Below are 16,435 nucleotides of genomic sequence, written 5' to 3' on the forward strand. Positions count from 1 at the left end.
GCTTATACGCCTTACCCCGTGCGCAGCTTCTATGCGAATTAGCACATAGTAGTTTGATATTGCCATTTGGCATTTATTTCATATATTATGCCATACGGAGGCGATTATGAGCATGTTGCAACCCATCGAGACGGTTCCAGCTCCGTTCCGGCCTGAGCCTGTCACGCAGGATGAAGGCGGCGCGATGTTTCGTGCGGCCCTCAATCTTTTCGCCAAGTGGGGTGTCACGGACGAGCAGGCCGCTATGCTGACCGATATGCCTTTGCGCAGCTTCCGTCGGTGGAAGGCCGAAGGGCCGGGCCGCATCTCGCGTGACGGCCTTGCGCGCCTGTCCAACCTGATGGGCATCCACAAGGCCTTGCGGATCATCTTTCAGGAGCCACATCGCGGCTATGACTGGATCAAGGCGCCCAACGCCGCCTTCGATGGCGCGAGCGCGCTGGCGGTCATGCTTGGCGGCGAATTGACCGACATCATGCGCGTGCGGCGCTATCTGGACGCGGAGCGCGGCGGCTGGTGACGGCGACTAATGGTCCGCCGGTCAACAGGGTCGAATGGGAGGGTGCGGTCAGGATCATCCGCAGCATCTATCCGCCCATTGATCTGTTCGAGGACATTGCGGACCCTGCAGACTGGCCCCTCCTCATCTCCGCCGAGCAGAAGACGAACCCGCGGATCATGACGTCGGTCGGCAATATCGATCTCGTCCCTCCAGCGCGACGGGTCGGCGGCGTTGGTGCCTCCTATCTCATGGCGTCATTCACTCATGTCAGTCCCGATCGACCAAGCCGGTTCTCCGCCGGACATCATGGCGTGCTCTATGTTGCGCGCAGTTATGAAACCGCGCTGTTCGAGACCATCCATCATCATGCGCGCTTCATGGCCCGAACGGCCGAGCCTGCCGGATGGACATCGCAGTTTCGGGAGATCATTCTGAAGGTCGATGCCGATTTGCATGATCTCAGAGCGCATGCAGAGGCATTCGGCCCTTGCCTCGATCCCGACAGCTACGAAGCGGCGCAGCAGTTCGCCGCGACGCTGCGCCGTTCAGGCTCGGACGGTATTGCCTATCCAAGCGTCCGGCAGGCCGGTGGCGAGTGCGGCGCGCTATTCTATCCGGACTGCGCCTCGAGCCCTGTTCAGGGTCGGCATCTCGACTATCACTGGAACGGCAAGCGGGTCGATCTTGTTCGGGACGCAGGAAGCGGCGCTGTGTTCAGGGTGGTAGAGGGCGCATGAACGGAGCCGCCGCCAGATGAACGACACTGCAAGCGATCGCCACGCGCAGGCGGCCCGCCTGCTGGGCACGCATCCAGATTATCGGGTGCAGCGGCGCCTAGGCCCCATCACGCATTTCCATGCAGCAAGTCCTGCGGCCTCCAGCCGTATCGGGGTTGTGATTGATGTGGAGACGACCGGGCTCGACCGAGAGACCGATCGGATCATCGAACTCGCGATCCAGCGTTTCCGGTTCGATGAGCGTGGACGGATCACCCAGGTCGGGGTTCCTCGGGTCTGGCGCGAAGATCCAGGCATGCCGATCGATCCGAAAATCACCAGCCTGACCGGCCTTACCGATGCGGACGTGGCGGAGCAGCAGATCGATGAATCGGCTGCGGTGGGCATTCTCTCCTCCGCCGACATCATCGTCGCGCACAATGCCGCTTTCGACAGGCCGTTCGTGGATCGCCGCCTGCCTGCCATCGCCAGCAAACCCTGGGCCTGCTCGATGGCGGAGCTGGACTGGCTTGGGCTCGGATTCGAGGGGCGGGCCCTTGCCCATCTCGTTTCGCAATGCGGCTGGTTTTATGAAGGGCACAGGGCCGAAAATGACATCTTGGCCCTCCTCTATCTGCTCTCTCACGGCCTGCCGAACGGGCAGACGATCCTGGCAAAGCTGATTGCCTGCTCAGAACAGCAGACCTACCGGGTGAACGCCATCGACGCGCCCTTCGATTCCAAGGACCGGCTGAAATCTCGTGGATATCGCTGGGATCTCACCATGCGCTTCTGGTGGAAGAGCATCGCAGAGCAGGACCGCGACGCTGAACGCGCCTGGCTGATGAGCGAGGTCTATGGCGGATATGGGGAACCCGCCTTCCTCTCCATCACGGCGTGTGAGCGGCATCGCTGAAGTTCCCGATCATCAGTAGCACGGCGCGCACCGACCTGGCGCATCTGGATCAGGCCAGCTGGTCCCTGAGCTTGCCTGCTGTCATGCCACCCAACGATCAAGCTCGGGAAACAACGGAACGGCTGGCGGCAGGCCGGGCTCCACCACATTCGCGTCGAACGTCGCGACAGTCAGCCATTCGACGCGCCATTCGACTCGGGCAGCATTGCCTTCGAATCGGACAATGCCAGCGCCGTCGCGTGCTACCTCCCATCGACACTGCATGCCTTCATCATAATAGCCCATGAGCAAAGTGCCGTCGCTCAGACCCACCAGAAACCGCTCATCTTCGTCATAGGGCACCGTCAGCACCGTCTCTACATCGCCGGAGACCCGCAGGCGTACGCTATCTGGAATTGGGGTGATCGAAACGCACATCGCAAAATCCCTCTTTCCTACATGAGAACATATAGCGAACATAAAGAGCAGGAAAGGAGTCGGCAATGATGATAATCGACGGATCATTTCTTCTCGGGATCGCGGCGGTGCTGACCAGCATCGCGACTTTGTGGCGCAGCTTAAAAGGGCGGAAATAAGGATCCGGGGCGGTCCGACTCGCCGCTCAACGACGAGATCGGGCCGTCGCCGGTTCAGGCTGTCTCATTTGGCGTGCCTGTTGCCGGACGATCTAGGTTCGAGCGCAACCCCGCCGTCACCGGCGCGTTCGATCCACCCAAGGAGAGAATATATGACACATCGGCCTTCCGTGCCCCCAGGCAGCACGGCACCCTATCCCGCACACACAGCGCCGCATGCCGAAAGCATACAGGCAGATGCGCTTTCGACCGAGGCGAGCGAAGTCGAACAGGACACCAGGCTATCAGGCCCAGTGAAAATCCTGGGTGCCGCTGTTGGGATCGGTTCCGCCGCCATTGTCGCGGCGCTGCTCTATGCGCGGCAGCGAAGGGACTGATGAAGGCTAACATCGGCCTGACCTTTGCTGCTGCGCGCGCCAGGCCTTTGATCGGATTTCTTGTCGAGCAGCAGGCGTTCGCCCTGTTGTTGGACGGTCACCTTGATCAGTCCGGACATGAGACGCAGCATGGCTAGGCAGTTGCAGGGTCACCCGCAGGTGTGTGTCTTGCGCATCAATCATGCAGGGCACCTCCACGCCCATGGTCGCGACGGTGAGAGACAATTGATCCTGGCTAGGCCAACTGTGGGTGATGGTGACCGCGCGGCCGGGAATGGGGGAGGCGAGCTTGCCTATCCCCGCCACCATGCGATTCCTTGCTTCGTGACGGCCGGGACGGTTCGGGATGTCGATGATTGTTGATGTTGCGATAACTTGGGGACTCGCTGCCCGTCTGATGGCTCCGTTTCACCTGCCCAGCTCGGATTATTAGTGTTGACCCAAGTTCCCAAAGGCAAATTCTGGCCGATAGGCGACAGACTGGTTTGGGGTTCGGACTCTTGGATAGCGGCCATTCCCTTGCCGTCGCCCCCCGACCAAGTTAAGAAGCTCCAAAAGCAAAACTTGAATGTCGGCTCTGGACAAAAACGGCTAGTTGTCAGGCAGTTCAGAATCATGCGGTTCAACGGGCGCCGCCTGTTGCCTTCTCGTCCGGGTGCGCTCAGCGATCTTCACCAACGAGCGCCTGTCGTCCTTCGGCAGGGATTATGGGCGCGCTGGCTGGACCTCCATCGCAGACGTTCATGACTTGCTGATGGCGGAGCCGCCGGACTTCTCCGCTTGTGGCCGTTCCACGAGATAGGTGTCTCGATATGAACAGGAGCGGTCGTCTGCGAGGAGACGATAGAAGTGCAAACGCTTCTATCAAGAACATAACACTTGCCATAGGTCGAGTGGTTACCTAAGTAGCTGCTTAAGCTAGGAGCGCTGATTCGTCGGTGCGTTGAACGATTGCTTCACCTGGCTTACCAGTTCAGCAGCGGGAAGCGGGTCCGTTGGGGTCCGCTTTTTTCTTGAGAGACGCCGGTGTATCTACTCTACCTCGACGAATCCGGCCACTCTCATGATCCGAACACTGAGTTCTTCGTGCTCGCCGGTTTCAGCATCTTCGAGCGTCAGACCCATTGGCTCGAAGGTCAGATCGATCCCGTCGCGGCGCGCTTCAATGCCATCAACCCGCGCGATATCGAGCTCCATGGTAGTCCGATGCGCAGCGGCAAGGACGGTTGGAAGGGGGTCCCTCCGCAGGATCGCGTCCAAGCGGTGGTGGACACCTGAACCTGCTTTCCAATCGCCAGCTCGGTTTGCGGGTCTACGCTTGTGTCATCGAAAAGAAGTTGCTGAATCCGAATGATATCTTGGCGACCGCGTTTGAGGACGTCGCCAGTTGCTTTGACGACTATCTACGATCCCTCTATTATAAGAGTGATCCCCAACGCGGGATCGTGATACTCGACAAGAGCAATTACGAAGAGAAGATTCAATCGCTGTCTCACGTGTTCAAGCATATCGGTCACGCGGCCGGACAGCTCAGAAACTTCGCGGAAGTGCCACTGTTTCTGGACTCCAAGGCGTCTCGCCTGATCCAGATGGCGGACCTGGTGGCGTACTGGATCTTCCGGCATTATGAGTCAGGTGACTCGCGTGGTTATGATCTCATCCGACCTTACCTAGCTCGGTTCGGTCCCGCGAATGCCTTCGTATCGGGTCTGAAAGAGCGGGTAACGGTTCAGACGACCGCGCGAATCGCGAGCCTTGTTTCGCATGCCCATCCCTTTCCCGCTCCAACCCCGTAGCTGTAGCGACAGGTTCCGGCTCATGCTGCTGTTCAGGACGGGTATCATGAATAGCGGCAATGTCCCAAGCCCCGTCTTTCCTGGAAGGCGGTCTAGCATGTCTTGGAATGTCTGCTTCCAAGCACAAGGAAATCGCCCTCTGAACGGCGATAACTGGCGCATTCCAGTTATGTGGAACGACCCGGCCACCACAGCGTCATAGCTGGATGACTACCAAATGCCACAATCTCAAGCGTTTCCTCGATGCCCAGCGCGACGCCTACGCTATTGCACTGGCCGAACTGCACAGGGGCAGAAAAACGAGCCATTGGATGTGGTTCATATTTCCGCAGCTTGCCGGTCTGGGCCGCAGCCCCACTGCGCAGCATTACGCCATCGCATCGCTGGACGAGGCGGTGGCATATTTGGAGCATATTACGCTCGGCGGGCGGCTGCGGGAATGTGTACAAACTCTACAGGCCTTGCCCCCCGGCAACAGTGCGACCAGTGTGTTTGGCGAAGTAGACGCCGTGAAGCTGCGATCATCCCTTACTCTTTTCGAATCGGCGGGCGGTGGTGACCTTTTTGGCGCCGCGCTGGACCGCTGGTTCTCCAGTGTACGGGATGATGCCACTCGGAAGCTGCTGGCAGGGCGATAGCCTGTTAGATTCAGCGACCAATGCTACCATAAAGTCCCTGATACCGTGAGCCCTCCCCCCGGCATCATGGGCAGCATAGTGCGATATTCATGCCGGATCCTATGCCGGCTCTAAGACCCGAAGCATCGAGGTTCTTCAGTTCAACTCAGCATTCCTGCGCCGGTACGTCACTGATCGCCTTCCTGCACGCTGTCGACGGATCTGTGGCGGACCGAACGAAAGCCGCACGGAACATGCTTGCCTCCCACCGGCTGGCTGAGTTCATAGCTGAAAGGAGAGAGCCATGTTCCCCGAACAGATTCCAGGCGAAAATGACCAAGCCGATATGAAGGGCACGTCCATGGACGATTTGCCCGGCACCGATGGCACCGACGAGGATGTCGACGTCGATGTCGATGCCGAGGAGGAAGAGCAGGACGCCGATGAACTGGAGGACGCCCAAAAGGATGCTGCGGAAAAGCGCGAACAGGAAGGCGGCTATCAATAGCCGCGATGGCCTCGTCAGCAGTCGCTCGCTGACGGGGTCGATTTTTGGCAGGCACTTTGCCCATTATTCCTAGTCGGACGTCGAACGTAGCGCTGTCGGCTTGGATCTTTGCTTTAGCTGCCTTGTGAGGTTCAGCTGAAGCTCAGGGCGTGCGGCGACGTCACATTCAGCATGCGCCAAGGACATTCATATGTGTGATGGTGCCGATCAGGGGCGCCTTATGCCCCAGCGGCCGGATGGAATGTTCGCGAATGAAGGCTGCGGGATCGACATCATGTTCCAGCAGCACCCCACATGTCTCGCCATCCGCCCAAATGATCGACGCACAGATTTCGACCTGATTGACGACGATCGTCACGGCCGTTCCGGCTGGCGGAAATTCGAACCCGTCGAGCTGCGCTCCGTAGATCGACATGTTTCTGATCGTGGCAAACTCATAGAGGCCCGACCAGTTGACCGTGCATGGGACGTTGGCAGTCTCGCGTGGGCTTCGACGACGTTCGGGTGTCTGGGCAAGGGCGTTGCGCATCATATCTGTCCTGTCGTCCCCATAGTAAGACCGACAGGCGGTTGGATTGTTCCAGAGTCGGCATCGCCGAGTCATTGATGGGCTCGAGCGGGGTTCGGCATTGTCGCACCTGCGCGCTCCGCGCATGCCATGCGGGAGCATGACTATGGCCTGCTCGCGGTGCCCCCCCCCCGCTGCTGTCGCCGTCATCTGGCGGTGATCTTGTCCACGGCGACAATATCATGGTCTTCCCGCACACCCTCGACGCATACATGGCGACCCAGAAGATGCTGTTGCCTGCCAAGGGCCAGAAGCCGCCATTGCCCGCCGTCGGACATTTGCAGGATAAGCTGACGGCCTTCCTGCATCAGCAGGCCCTCCAATATAATGGGGCGGTATCTGGCCATGGGCTGAGGGTCCTTGCCTATGCCGGTGGCGGGTCAGGCTGCTTTGGCACGTTCGGCATTCAGAGCTTGAAGACATTGTCCCGGTGCCAGGCGAGGAAATGGGGGTGTGGCCGGTCCGCTGCGCGGATTGGGAGAGTGGCACGGCGGCTCTTGTTGATAAGGCCCGTGATGCTGTCGCTGTCATTGGCCTGACGGGAGATCATGATGTCGAGATCGTCCGAGAGGCTGATAAGCCCCCGGTCGAACATCCAGTGGACGGTGCCGGACAGGGCAATACCGTTCTGGACGCTGTCGGGGCCATTGGCTTCGACTGGCCGGATATGGGCGGCCTCCGCTTCTGCCCTGCCGCCCCCGTTGATGAGCTTGAGCCCGGTGATGGCGCAGCGCTCGTCATAGGCGCGCATGACGACACGGCGGAAGACGCGGTCGCGCTCTATCCTGGACACGAGTGTTGTCGTGCGGCGGCGTTCCTGTTCGGCGAGGAGGGGCATGGCCTCATCCTGGAAGAGGGGCGGCGTCAGATCATCGACGCGTGGCAGAAGCGGGGCACGCTCGTCCAGGCCTAGATCGAGGATATGGTTGAAATCGGCCGTCGAAATCGGGCGCACCGCCGCCTGGGCACGACCGGAAATCTTGCCAGCGTCGTTAAGGAGGCCGCTCTCCGCCAGGCCGTCGGGACCGTTGAAGGGCACGGCGTTCGCAAATTCGAGATAGCTGCCCGGTTCGATCATGGCGATATACATGCCGGGTGCCTGGGGATCGGGAATGACCTGGCTGACTTTGGCGACCGCAAAATAGCCGCGGGTGCCGCTGACCTTCACGGGCTCGTAATAGACGATCCAGTCATGGATGCAGGCGGAGACCCGGCCAAGATATTGGGAGGGGAACTGATAGCGTTCGGCTGGGCTGTCGTCGTAGATCGAGTCTGATCGATGAATGAAAACGCCAAAGGCCATGGCCTTGTTATCCCCCCAGATGCGGGATCGACCGCAGTATGGACCATGACCTGTCTTGTGGGGACCAGGCAAGGGATAGCTGTTTTTCTTGGGGGTTTTCTGGGCGCCCCCTTTGGGCCGCGCTCTATTGCGCTTGCGCTCCACCGAGCCTGCTCCGCCTGTCTCGGCCCTGCCGGGTTCCGATCGCTGACGCGCGATCCTTAGCGGATCACTGGCGGACATCGCTTGGGGCGATGGCGTGGGCCGGTCCCGGTCAAGCGGTGTGGGCGTCGCTTCCCTCTAGGCCCGTCGCGGCGGGCGGCAAGCCGGCCGGTGGCACGGCTCCTTCACTTGCGTTGCGGTCCTTCGGATGCAGCCCGCCGCTTGTCCGGGCCTTCCGGTGCGCTCTTGCCGCCCACCCCGCTTTCCGGGTCCGGTGTCTGGCAAGGAGTAAGGAAGATGGAACTCAAGCATATCGACATTGCCTGCCTCTCGGTTTCGCCCGTCAACATGCGCGGCGTGAAGAAGGCACCGGACCTCACCAACATCCTGCCGTCGGTGCGGGCGCGGGGCGTGCTGGTGCCGCTGATCGTGCGGCAGAATGGTAGCCCCACCACCTATGAGATCGTGGCGGGCAAGCGGCGCTATCATGCGGCGCTGATCGTGGCGCAGGAGGAAGGGAGCATCGATCCGCTGCCCTGCGCGATCATGGAGGCGGGGGATGATGCGGCAGCGCTGGAGGCATCGCTCATCGAGAATATCGCCCGGCTTGATCCCGATGAAGTGACGCGGTGGGAAACCTTCACGCGGCTGGTCAAGGAAGGTCGGTCACCCGAAGATATCTCGCTGACCTTTGGATTGACCGCTTTGCAGGTGAAGCGGACGTTGGCCTTGGGCAATCTTCTGCCCCGCATCCGCAACCTCTATCGCAATGACCGGATTGACGCCGTCACCATGCGGCATCTGACCTTGGCGTCCAAGACCCGGCAGCGCGAATGGCTGGCGCTGCTGGACGATGAGGACGCACGTCCGCCGGTCGGGCATCATGTGAAGGCGTGGCTGCTGGGCGGTAGTGCGATTGCGACCGACAAGGCGCTGTTCGATCCGGCCGATTACAAGGGCGGGATCGTGGCGGACCTGTTCGGCGAGAACAGCTATTTCGCCGATGCTGGCCTTTTCTGGCAGATGCAGGACGACGCGATCGCGACGAAGGCCGAGGCCTATCGCGAAGCCGGATGGCAGGACGTTGCCATCATGGCGCGGGGCGAGACCTTCCACAGCTGGGAACATGAGCGTTGCCCCAAGTCCAAGGGCGGGCGGGTCTATATCGCTACCGGCCATAGCGGCGATGTCAGCATCCATGAGGGCTATGTGACGCTCAAGGAGGCGCGCAAGTTGGCGGCAGGCGACAGCGTCGAGAAGCCCGTTCGTCCCGAACTTTCCGCGCCGCTGGCCAGCTATATCGACCTCCACCGGCATGCCGCCGTGCGGGCAAAGGTTGCGACCGCGCCTGCGATCGCCCTGCGGTTGGTGGTCGCCCATGCCATCGCCGGATCGTCGCTATGGCGGGTGGACGTTGCCGCGCAGCGGGGCGTAACCGATTCGATTACGGAAAGCGTCGAGAACTGCGCATCGGAAGCGGCGTTCGACAAGGAGCGCCGGATCGCGCTTGACCTGCTTGGACTGGACCCCGACATGCCGACCGTGACCGGCCATGCCTATGACCGTGATCTCCTTCCCCTCTATCAGCGGCTGCTCGACTTGGATGACGCCACCGTGCTGGGCATCCTTGCCATCATCATGGGCGAGACGCTGGAAGCGGGATCGGCGCTGATTGAATTGCTGGGCGTGCAACTGGACGTGGATATGGCGGCCTGCTGGCAGGCGGACGATAGCATGCTTGACCTGATCCGCGACAAGGCGGTGATGAACCATGTGCTTGCCGATGTGGCAGGCAAGGAGGCCGCTGCGGGTAATGCCGGGGCGACTGCCAAGGTGCAGCGCCAGATAGTGCGGGACTGCCTCAACGGGACCAATGGTCGTGAGAAGCGGGAGGGCTGGGTGCCGCGCTGGATGGCCTTTCCGCCTTCGGCTTATACCGACCGGGGTGGCGTTGGCAGCGTCGAGCGGTGGGAGACGGTTGCGCCACTGCTCGAGACGGAAGGCGCGGAACAGAGCGAGGCGGTGGACGAAGGCGCAGCGATTGCCGTCGAGCTTGAGGAGGAGCCGGTCCAGCAGGCAGCGTGAAGTCTCGGAGGCGGGTGACGGGGAACCGTTGCCCGCCTTTCCCTGATCGCGGGTCATGGTGGTGGGCCAATTTTTGCGCCGGTCGGCTGCGCCGCCCGGCGGGGTGGTTTCGATAAGTCCTTGGGGATGCGGAGCGCTGCGGATGCAGCGCGAAGGGTCTGGCTGCGGACATCGCGCGATGGGCGCGATGGCGTCTGGTTTTAATCTATCGGCCTTTCGGCGCGGCGGGGGTGGGCGTCGCTACCCTCTAGTCCCACCGCGGCGGGCCGCAAGCCGGCAAGCCGGCTCCTCCTCTTCGTTTCAGTCCTTCGGATGCAGCCCGCCTCGTTCGGTGGGCCTGCCGGTTCGCTCCTGCCGCCCACCCCCGCCACTCCGGCGGACGGTGCGATGCGGGAAGGAGGAAGGACATGGGCTATCAGGCCAAGACCACGCGCACGGGCGCGACCCTCTACAGCGAGGTGACGGACCGGATCATCGCGCAACTGGAGGAAGGCACCCTACCATGGGTGCTGCCATGGGACAGCGGCACCGCCCCACCTGGACTGCCGCGCAATGCTGGAACGGGACGGCGCTATTCGGGCATCAATGTGCTGATCCTGTGGGCGCGTCTGTTCGAACGGGGCTATGGCTCGCAACGCTGGCTGACCTACCGACAGGCGCAGGCCTTAGGCGGCAATGTCCGCAAGGGCGAACAGGGCACGACCGTTTGTTATGCTGACAGGTTCACGCCCAAGGGGCAGGACGAAGCGACGTTCGGACCCGATGGCGAGCCGAGGCAGGTTGCTTTCCTCAAACGCTTTACCGTCTTCAATGTTGACCAGTGCGAAGGGCTGGAGGGCGTTGCGCCTGCCCCGGTCACGACGTGGAATGAGGCGATCATCATCCCCCGTGCGGAGGCGCTGATAGAGGCCAGCGGCGCGGATATCCATATTGGCGGCAATCAGGCTTTCTATGCCCCGCAGGATGATTATATCGCTGTGCCACGGGCGGAGCAGTATTTCGAGCCGATCAACTGGTATCGTACCGTCCTGCATGAGCTGGGGCATTATGCCGCGCGCCGGATTATGCCGCATGGCTGCGCAGAACGTCAGATTTCTGCGGATCAGCCATGCGAAAGTTCGGCATAATCGAGGGCATCTGTGACACGGCCAATTGAGACTAGCGCAGTCTCCAGGGTGCGCGCATTCTACTCGCCGGAGAAAGTTGATAAGCGAGAACGACAATGCACACCGATCCGGGCCTATGGACTCGTGTTCGACGCCGCGTCTTCGGTGGAGGAGAGTCGATCAGGGGCGTCTCTCAAGCGGAGGGATTAAGCCGCAACACTGTTCGAAAGATGCTGCGGAGAGATAAGCCCCCCCGGTACGTTCGCGCGAAGCAGCCAACATTGATCAACGATTACGAGCGTTTGATCGATGCGATGCTCGTCGAGGATGATGCTCGACCACAATGCGAACGCAGAGGTATCGCCGCCATCTTCCGATTATTGCGGGATCAACATGGTTATGGCGGGGGATACGACAGCGTTCGTCGATATTGCCGCAGCGTGCAAGTGCCCGAAATCGACGTCGTAGTTCGGCCGATTGGCGATTTGGGATCCATAAAAAGACTAACCATCGTGAGAACGCCACGAGCTTATCAACTTGCTCCCCATGCACCGAAAGGATCGGCAAGCATAACGTTACGCCTTCACCGAGACCGCAGGTTAGAGCGTACAACCGAAGTGGCGAACTGGATCGATCAGGTCCGGGGAAACAACACGGAACTGCCCTTGCGGGGAGCCCCAGACGTTATCAATCGACTCCGTAGCAACATCCACGATCCAAGGAGTCGGCAGCGAAATCGCGCAATTGCAGTTTTGGCGCATGAACAGGGCTTCCCTATCAGGCGGATCAGCGCATGCCTTGGCTTAAGCCGCAATACATGCCGCCGGTACCTGCGGGCATATCAGGAAGGAGGCGTCGAACAGCTTCTTGCGCCGATGACGAGAGGACCGCGAAAGGCTGAAAGTGAAGACCTGAAGGCTGCGGTCTTCCGCCTGCTACATGAGCCGCCGAAGGATCATGGGATTAATCGAACGTCGTGGACAATGTGCGATCTCAGGGCGGTGCTCACTCGCCAAGGGTTCTCCGCTTGTCAGCATGTCCTTCGTCAGATTATCCACGATGCTGGCTGGAAATGGCGGAAGGCGAGAATCGTCCTTACATCGCAGGATCCCGCCTATCGTGAAAAGCTCGCCGCAGTCCAAGCGATCTTGTCGAATCTTGCCCCAGACGAGGCCTTCTTCTCGATCGATGAGTTCGGTCCGTTCGCAGTGAAAATGAAGCAGGGCCTGATGCTCGACCCACCCGGCCCCCACCGGGTTGTCCCGCAATGGCAGAAGTCCAAAGGATGCTTGATCATGACGGCGGCCCTGGAACTGAGCGGCAATCAGGTAACGCATTTTTACAGTGACCGAAAAAATACGACCGAGATGATCCGCATGATGGATGTCCTCCTCGACAGATACGCGGATCGTCGGACGCTTTACCTTTCTTGGGATGCGGCGTCGTGGCACATCTCCAAGAAGCTGAAAAAGCGGATCGAGGAGCACAACGACACTGCTGAAGCTGCCGGTCACCCGCGTGTCGAGACCGCGCCACTTCCTGCCGGCGCCCAGTTCCTCAACGTCATCGAGTCTGTCTTTAGCGGTATGGCGCGCGCCATCATCCACAACAGCAATTATCCATCGACTGACGCCGTGCGTGCCGCGATCGACCGCTATTTTGCTGAGCGAAACCAGCAGTTCCGCGACACTCCCAAGCGTGCGGGCAAACGCATATGGGGTAACGAGCGCGTGACGCCAGTCTTCTCCGATAGCAACAACTGCAAGGACCCGCGTTGGCGATAATAGGACAGGTGCACCAAAAATATCGTCGCCTGTGCTCACCGTAGCTGGCGTGGTTCGCGTATCTCGTCGGCATCCTGGGTGGCTTCGTGCACCTCCTCGCGGATGATCTTGGTGGTGATCTCGTCGAGATGGGCAGTGAGGGCACTGCTCAGTTCCTCAAACTCCGGCCAAAGCGTCATCTGGACGAAGCTGGCCGGGGCACGGATAATGACGGTCTGACGGTGCATCCGCGCGTAGCGGAAGGGCTTGAGGCCGTATCGGCGGCATAGGGCGATAAAAAGCTGACGGGACCAGGGATCTGTAATCGAGAATTTGAACTCTTCGGCACGCTCCTGCTTGCTGGCGTTCTGGAATTTGACCCTGATGCGCTCCGCCGCTGCGCCAGCGGCAGACTTCTCGCCGTCGGTCTTTGCACCGGCGTAGAGCGCTTCGATCTTGCGCAACTTCTCGCGGAGTTGGTCTTCGGATATCATGGCCGTCAATGCACCGTCGGCTTCTCGGTGAGGATGCCCTCGATCATCTGACGGCGCGCGCGGGTGCAGGACAATACGGCCTCGTTGATCTCGGTCTCCATGACCCGCGTCAGTTCGCGCAAATGGCTGAAGGTCGTGCCTAACTTGGCGGCGTCATCTGCATCCGGTGCGTGCGAAACCAGCTCGCAAATACCCGCCATCATAGCGCGCATCTCCGCAAGACGGTCGACGGCCTCGTGCGCCCGTTCAGGCAGGTCGATGACGTCTTCGCCATTGAACAGGCCTTCAATGAACCCATCCAGTTCTTGGAGGCGAACGAGGCCATATTGGCCCAGGTCGACGGCGGTCGGCTCCGTGGACGGGCGGGTCAGCCGGAACGGCTGACTGCGCTTCTGATGCCGGGTGAGGTCGTTCCAGAGCCCTTGCACCAGAGTATCCAGCAGTTCGTTGACCTCCTCGATGCTGTCAAAGGGGGGCAGTTCGCCACCCCAAAGGTCCTTGATGATCTGAAGCGGCGAGGCTGAAATCGCGGGCGTTGCGATATTGCCCAGGAAGCGGGTGCGTACCTCGTGGAACGGCACGGGGCACTCATGCTTCGCCAGCAATGCCTGGGCCGTCTTAATGCTCGGCCCCTTGGTCGCCTTCTTCATATCGTCCCGCCCGCAACAAAGATCATGATCGTCATGCCCTAATCGGCTATTACGAGCTGACGATAGTATTGCGGCCGGGGCGGTCGCAAGGGTCGGATCGTGCTTCCATAGCAAGGAGCACGAAAAATGCCGAACGACCTGCAATGCCTGTTCCACCGAGATATCGCCACGTTCATGGAGCGGCTGACCGCCGAAAACTACAAGCCTCAAACGATAAAGACCTATCGGGTCCTGCTGACGCGGTTGGTATCCCTGATCGAAGCCGCCGAAATATCGCCACAAGACCTGACAGCGAAACGGGCGGCCGAGTTGGTTCGCAATGACGAACGCAACCGGCGCGAGCCCAACAAATGCCAGAATATCGCACGGCGCTTTGTCGCCCATCTTATTACCAGCGGCACGGTGCCAGCTCCGGTCGCGACACCGGGGCAGATGGCCCGTGCAGCGTTGCGCGTCGATTATGAAGAGTATCTGGTGAGGCAGCGCGGGATCAGTCCGCGTACGATCTACCATTCCTGGCGCTTTGCCGACCGCTTCCTCGACCATCGGTTCGGCAGCGACGAAACCGATCTCGCGGCGATCAGCGCAGGCGATGTAATATCCTTCCTTCAATATCTGCTCGGGAGAAAAGGTCCCTATCGCGACAAGACCGCCGCCACCCACCTGCGCAACTTCTTCCAATATCTGTTCCAGCGCGGCGTCACGGAAACCAACCTTGCGCTGTGCGTGCCGACCGTCGCCCAGCGCTGGGGTGCGAGGCTGCCGCGCTTCCTGTCGCCTGAGCAGATCGAAGCCCTGCTCGCATGGGTCCGTGATAATCCGAAGCATGGACTGCGCGATCATGCGATGCTGCTGATGATGGCGCGGCTCGGGCTGCGGGCACCGGAGGTGATCGCCATCCAGCTTGACGATGTCGACTGGCGCGCCGGTGAGTTGCTCGTCCGGGGCAAGGGCCAGCGGCATGATCGCCTGCCTGTTCCGCCGGATGTCGGAGAAGCGATCGCAACCTATATCCGTCAGGAGCGCGTATCGGGATCACGGACGCTGTTCGTCTCGTTGCGGGCGCCAAATGGCCCCTTCAAGGATGGGCAGGTCATCAACACCATATTGCAGGATGCCTTCGCCGCGACCGGCGTCACTCCGCCCGGCCCGTATGTAGGATCGCATGTCCTTCGCCACAGCCTGGCGACGAACATGGTGCGCAACGGCGCGTCACTTGCCGAAATCGGCGACATGCTGCGCCATAGGTCGCGCGCTTCGACGATGATCTATGCGAAGCTGGATATCGACGGCCTGCGTTCGATCGCAAAACCGTGGCCGGTGGCGGGAGAGGCACAATGACTCTCGCTCATGAACTTGACCGCTATCTCAGCGTTAGGCGCAGCCTCGGATATGATCTGGGCACAGCCGAAAGGGCACTGCGCCGCTTCGTGCAATATGCCGATGAGCAGGGCGTCGATCATGTCACGACCGACCTGTTCCTGCGCTGGCAGGGAGCGTTCGGCAACGCCAGACGATCGACATGGGGCGCTCGCTTCATCATGGTACGCCTGTTCAGCCAGTGGCTTCATGGCATGGACGCTGCCCATGAAGTGCTTCCCCGTGGGCTGGTCCCTTACCGCTATTGCAGAACGCATCCCTATATCTTCACCCCGGCGCAGATCGCCACCATCGTCGAAGAAGCAGCGCAGTTGCCGTCAATCTATGGCATGCGCGGTCTGACCTGTTCGACCCTGTTCGGGTTGATCGCGGTGACGGGCACGCGGATCAATGAGGCGCTGAGCCTCAATACCGGCGACGTGGATCTCGGTACCGGTATCGTTCACATCCGCTGCGGCAAGCTTGGCAAGGAGCGCCTGCTTCCCGTCCACGATACTGTTCTCGACCGGCTGCGCGCCTATATCGCCCAGAGGGACCGGTTGCTGGGGGCCGCATCGGTTCCGTTCTTCGTCAAATGCGATGGAAGCAGGCTCGGCGATTGCGGCGCGCGCTACAACTTTGCACATGTGTGCCAACGCATTGGCCTGCGTGAACCTCAGACCGAGGGGCGCCACGGTCGTGGTCCCCCCCTCCGTGCCAACGACGGTGAGACAAAGCACCGCCGGTAATTTAGCCTTGAGGGCGCGGATGAGATATCACCATGGTTATGCCGCGTATTCCAAACGACGAGACGAACTCCGCCGCCGCAGGCGCTGCCGCCGAGGAAGGCCGCAGGCCGACGCTGGTGGCAGCGCCTGCGGCGGCATCGCCCGAGCTCTCCGACCGGCCACGTCGGCGGAACTTCGGCGCCAGATATAAGCTGCAGATCCTCGACGAGA

18 protein-coding genes and 1 pseudogene are annotated in these 16,435 nt (G+C 60.8%); 13 read left to right on the forward strand and 6 right to left on the reverse strand.

Features of this window, described 5'->3' with window-relative positions; translation table 11 throughout:
• Positions 1–106: 106 nt before the first annotated feature.
• From SxD43FB_RS05775 to SxD43FB_RS05785, 3 genes and pseudogenes are all read left to right on the forward strand, one after another.
• Positions 107–520, forward strand: coding sequence for an MbcA/ParS/Xre antitoxin family protein (locus tag SxD43FB_RS05775; RefSeq protein WP_096061351.1), 414 nt, complete (start codon positions 107–109; stop codon positions 518–520).
• On the forward strand, positions 517–1,239 hold the full coding sequence (locus SxD43FB_RS05780) for an RES family NAD+ phosphorylase (protein WP_255245608.1): 723 nt from the start codon (positions 517–519) through the stop codon (positions 1,237–1,239). Before SxD43FB_RS05775 ends, SxD43FB_RS05780 begins: the two co-directional genes overlap by 4 nt.
• A gap of 13 nt (positions 1,240–1,252) precedes the next feature.
• Positions 1,253–2,134 (forward strand): annotated as a pseudogene (locus SxD43FB_RS05785) (3'-5' exonuclease); the annotation flags it as partial.
• Positions 2,135–2,215: 81 nt separating this feature from the next.
• Here the strand turns inward: SxD43FB_RS05785 and SxD43FB_RS05790 are convergent.
• On the reverse strand, positions 2,216–2,551 hold the full coding sequence (locus tag SxD43FB_RS05790) for a hypothetical protein (protein WP_096061354.1): 336 nt from the start codon (positions 2,549–2,551) through the stop codon (positions 2,216–2,218).
• Positions 2,552–2,861: 310 nt separating this feature from the next.
• On the opposite strand from SxD43FB_RS05790, the gene SxD43FB_RS05795 reads away from it, so the two are divergent.
• The 5 genes from SxD43FB_RS05795 to SxD43FB_RS05815 all read left to right on the forward strand — a co-directional run bounded on the left by SxD43FB_RS05795 (position 2,862) and on the right by SxD43FB_RS05815 (position 6,007).
• Positions 2,862–3,086 (forward strand): hypothetical protein, encoded by a 225-nt coding sequence (locus SxD43FB_RS05795; protein WP_141249460.1) that lies wholly within the window; start codon positions 2,862–2,864, stop codon positions 3,084–3,086.
• Positions 3,087–4,112: 1,026 nt separating this feature from the next.
• Positions 4,113–4,364, forward strand: coding sequence for a DUF3800 domain-containing protein (locus SxD43FB_RS05800; RefSeq protein ID WP_096061356.1), 252 nt, complete (start codon positions 4,113–4,115; stop codon positions 4,362–4,364).
• A gap of 80 nt (positions 4,365–4,444) precedes the next feature.
• Positions 4,445–4,882, forward strand: coding sequence for a DUF3800 domain-containing protein (locus SxD43FB_RS05805; RefSeq protein ID WP_217988776.1), 438 nt, complete (start codon positions 4,445–4,447; stop codon positions 4,880–4,882).
• 206 nt (positions 4,883–5,088) lie between these two features.
• Positions 5,089–5,520, forward strand: coding sequence for a DUF1810 domain-containing protein (locus tag SxD43FB_RS05810; protein WP_096061358.1), 432 nt, complete (start codon positions 5,089–5,091; stop codon positions 5,518–5,520).
• Between the two features lie 283 nt (positions 5,521–5,803).
• Positions 5,804–6,007, forward strand: coding sequence for a hypothetical protein (locus SxD43FB_RS05815; protein ID WP_043151851.1), 204 nt, complete (start codon positions 5,804–5,806; stop codon positions 6,005–6,007).
• Between the two features lie 166 nt (positions 6,008–6,173).
• Here SxD43FB_RS05815 and SxD43FB_RS05820 read toward each other — a convergent pair whose 3' ends face one another.
• From SxD43FB_RS05820 to SxD43FB_RS05825, 3 genes are all read right to left on the reverse strand, one after another.
• The gene (locus SxD43FB_RS05820) at positions 6,174–6,539 is read right to left on the reverse strand and encodes a PilZ domain-containing protein (protein ID WP_141249461.1); all 366 of its coding nucleotides are present in this window, start codon (positions 6,537–6,539) and stop codon (positions 6,174–6,176) included.
• 182 nt (positions 6,540–6,721) lie between these two features.
• Positions 6,722–6,922 (reverse strand): DUF5818 domain-containing protein, encoded by a 201-nt coding sequence (locus tag SxD43FB_RS24640; protein ID WP_141249462.1) that lies wholly within the window; start codon positions 6,920–6,922, stop codon positions 6,722–6,724.
• Between the two features lie 59 nt (positions 6,923–6,981).
• Entirely contained in the window at positions 6,982–7,878 is an 897-nt protein-coding gene (locus SxD43FB_RS05825) for an HNH endonuclease (RefSeq protein ID WP_096061360.1), read from the reverse strand.
• A 438-nt stretch (positions 7,879–8,316) separates the two neighbouring features.
• On the opposite strand from SxD43FB_RS05825, the gene SxD43FB_RS05830 reads away from it, so the two are divergent.
• From SxD43FB_RS05830 to SxD43FB_RS24645, 3 genes are all read left to right on the forward strand, one after another.
• A complete protein-coding gene (locus SxD43FB_RS05830) occupies positions 8,317–10,104 on the forward strand; it encodes a ParB/RepB/Spo0J family partition protein (RefSeq protein WP_096061361.1) in 1,788 nt (595 codons plus the stop codon).
• 407 nt (positions 10,105–10,511) lie between these two features.
• Positions 10,512–11,231: an ArdC-like ssDNA-binding domain-containing protein gene (locus SxD43FB_RS05835; protein WP_096061362.1), complete on the forward strand. Its 720-nt coding sequence runs from the start codon at positions 10,512–10,514 to the stop codon at positions 11,229–11,231.
• A gap of 260 nt (positions 11,232–11,491) precedes the next feature.
• A complete protein-coding gene (locus SxD43FB_RS24645) occupies positions 11,492–12,994 on the forward strand; it encodes an IS630 family transposase (protein ID WP_217988777.1) in 1,503 nt (500 codons plus the stop codon).
• A 35-nt stretch (positions 12,995–13,029) separates the two neighbouring features.
• On the opposite strand, the gene SxD43FB_RS05845 is transcribed toward SxD43FB_RS24645, so the two are convergent.
• Entirely contained in the window at positions 13,030–13,467 is a 438-nt protein-coding gene (locus SxD43FB_RS05845) for a hypothetical protein (RefSeq protein WP_096061364.1), read from the reverse strand.
• Between the two features lie 5 nt (positions 13,468–13,472).
• On the reverse strand, positions 13,473–14,117 hold the full coding sequence (locus SxD43FB_RS05850) for a hypothetical protein (protein ID WP_096061365.1): 645 nt from the start codon (positions 14,115–14,117) through the stop codon (positions 13,473–13,475).
• Between the two features lie 126 nt (positions 14,118–14,243).
• Here SxD43FB_RS05850 and SxD43FB_RS05855 point away from each other — a divergent pair, with 126 nt between their 5' ends.
• Positions 14,244–15,458 (forward strand): site-specific integrase, encoded by a 1,215-nt coding sequence (locus tag SxD43FB_RS05855; protein ID WP_096061366.1) that lies wholly within the window; start codon positions 14,244–14,246, stop codon positions 15,456–15,458.
• A complete protein-coding gene (locus tag SxD43FB_RS05860; protein WP_096061367.1) occupies positions 15,455–16,225 on the forward strand; it encodes a tyrosine-type recombinase/integrase in 771 nt (256 codons plus the stop codon). Before SxD43FB_RS05855 ends, SxD43FB_RS05860 begins: the two co-directional genes overlap by 4 nt.
• The last annotated feature ends 210 nt before the right edge of the window (positions 16,226–16,435 follow it).

The sequence above is a fragment of the Sphingobium sp. D43FB genome (assembly GCF_002312805.1).
GTDB lineage: Bacteria > Pseudomonadota > Alphaproteobacteria > Sphingomonadales > Sphingomonadaceae > Sphingobium.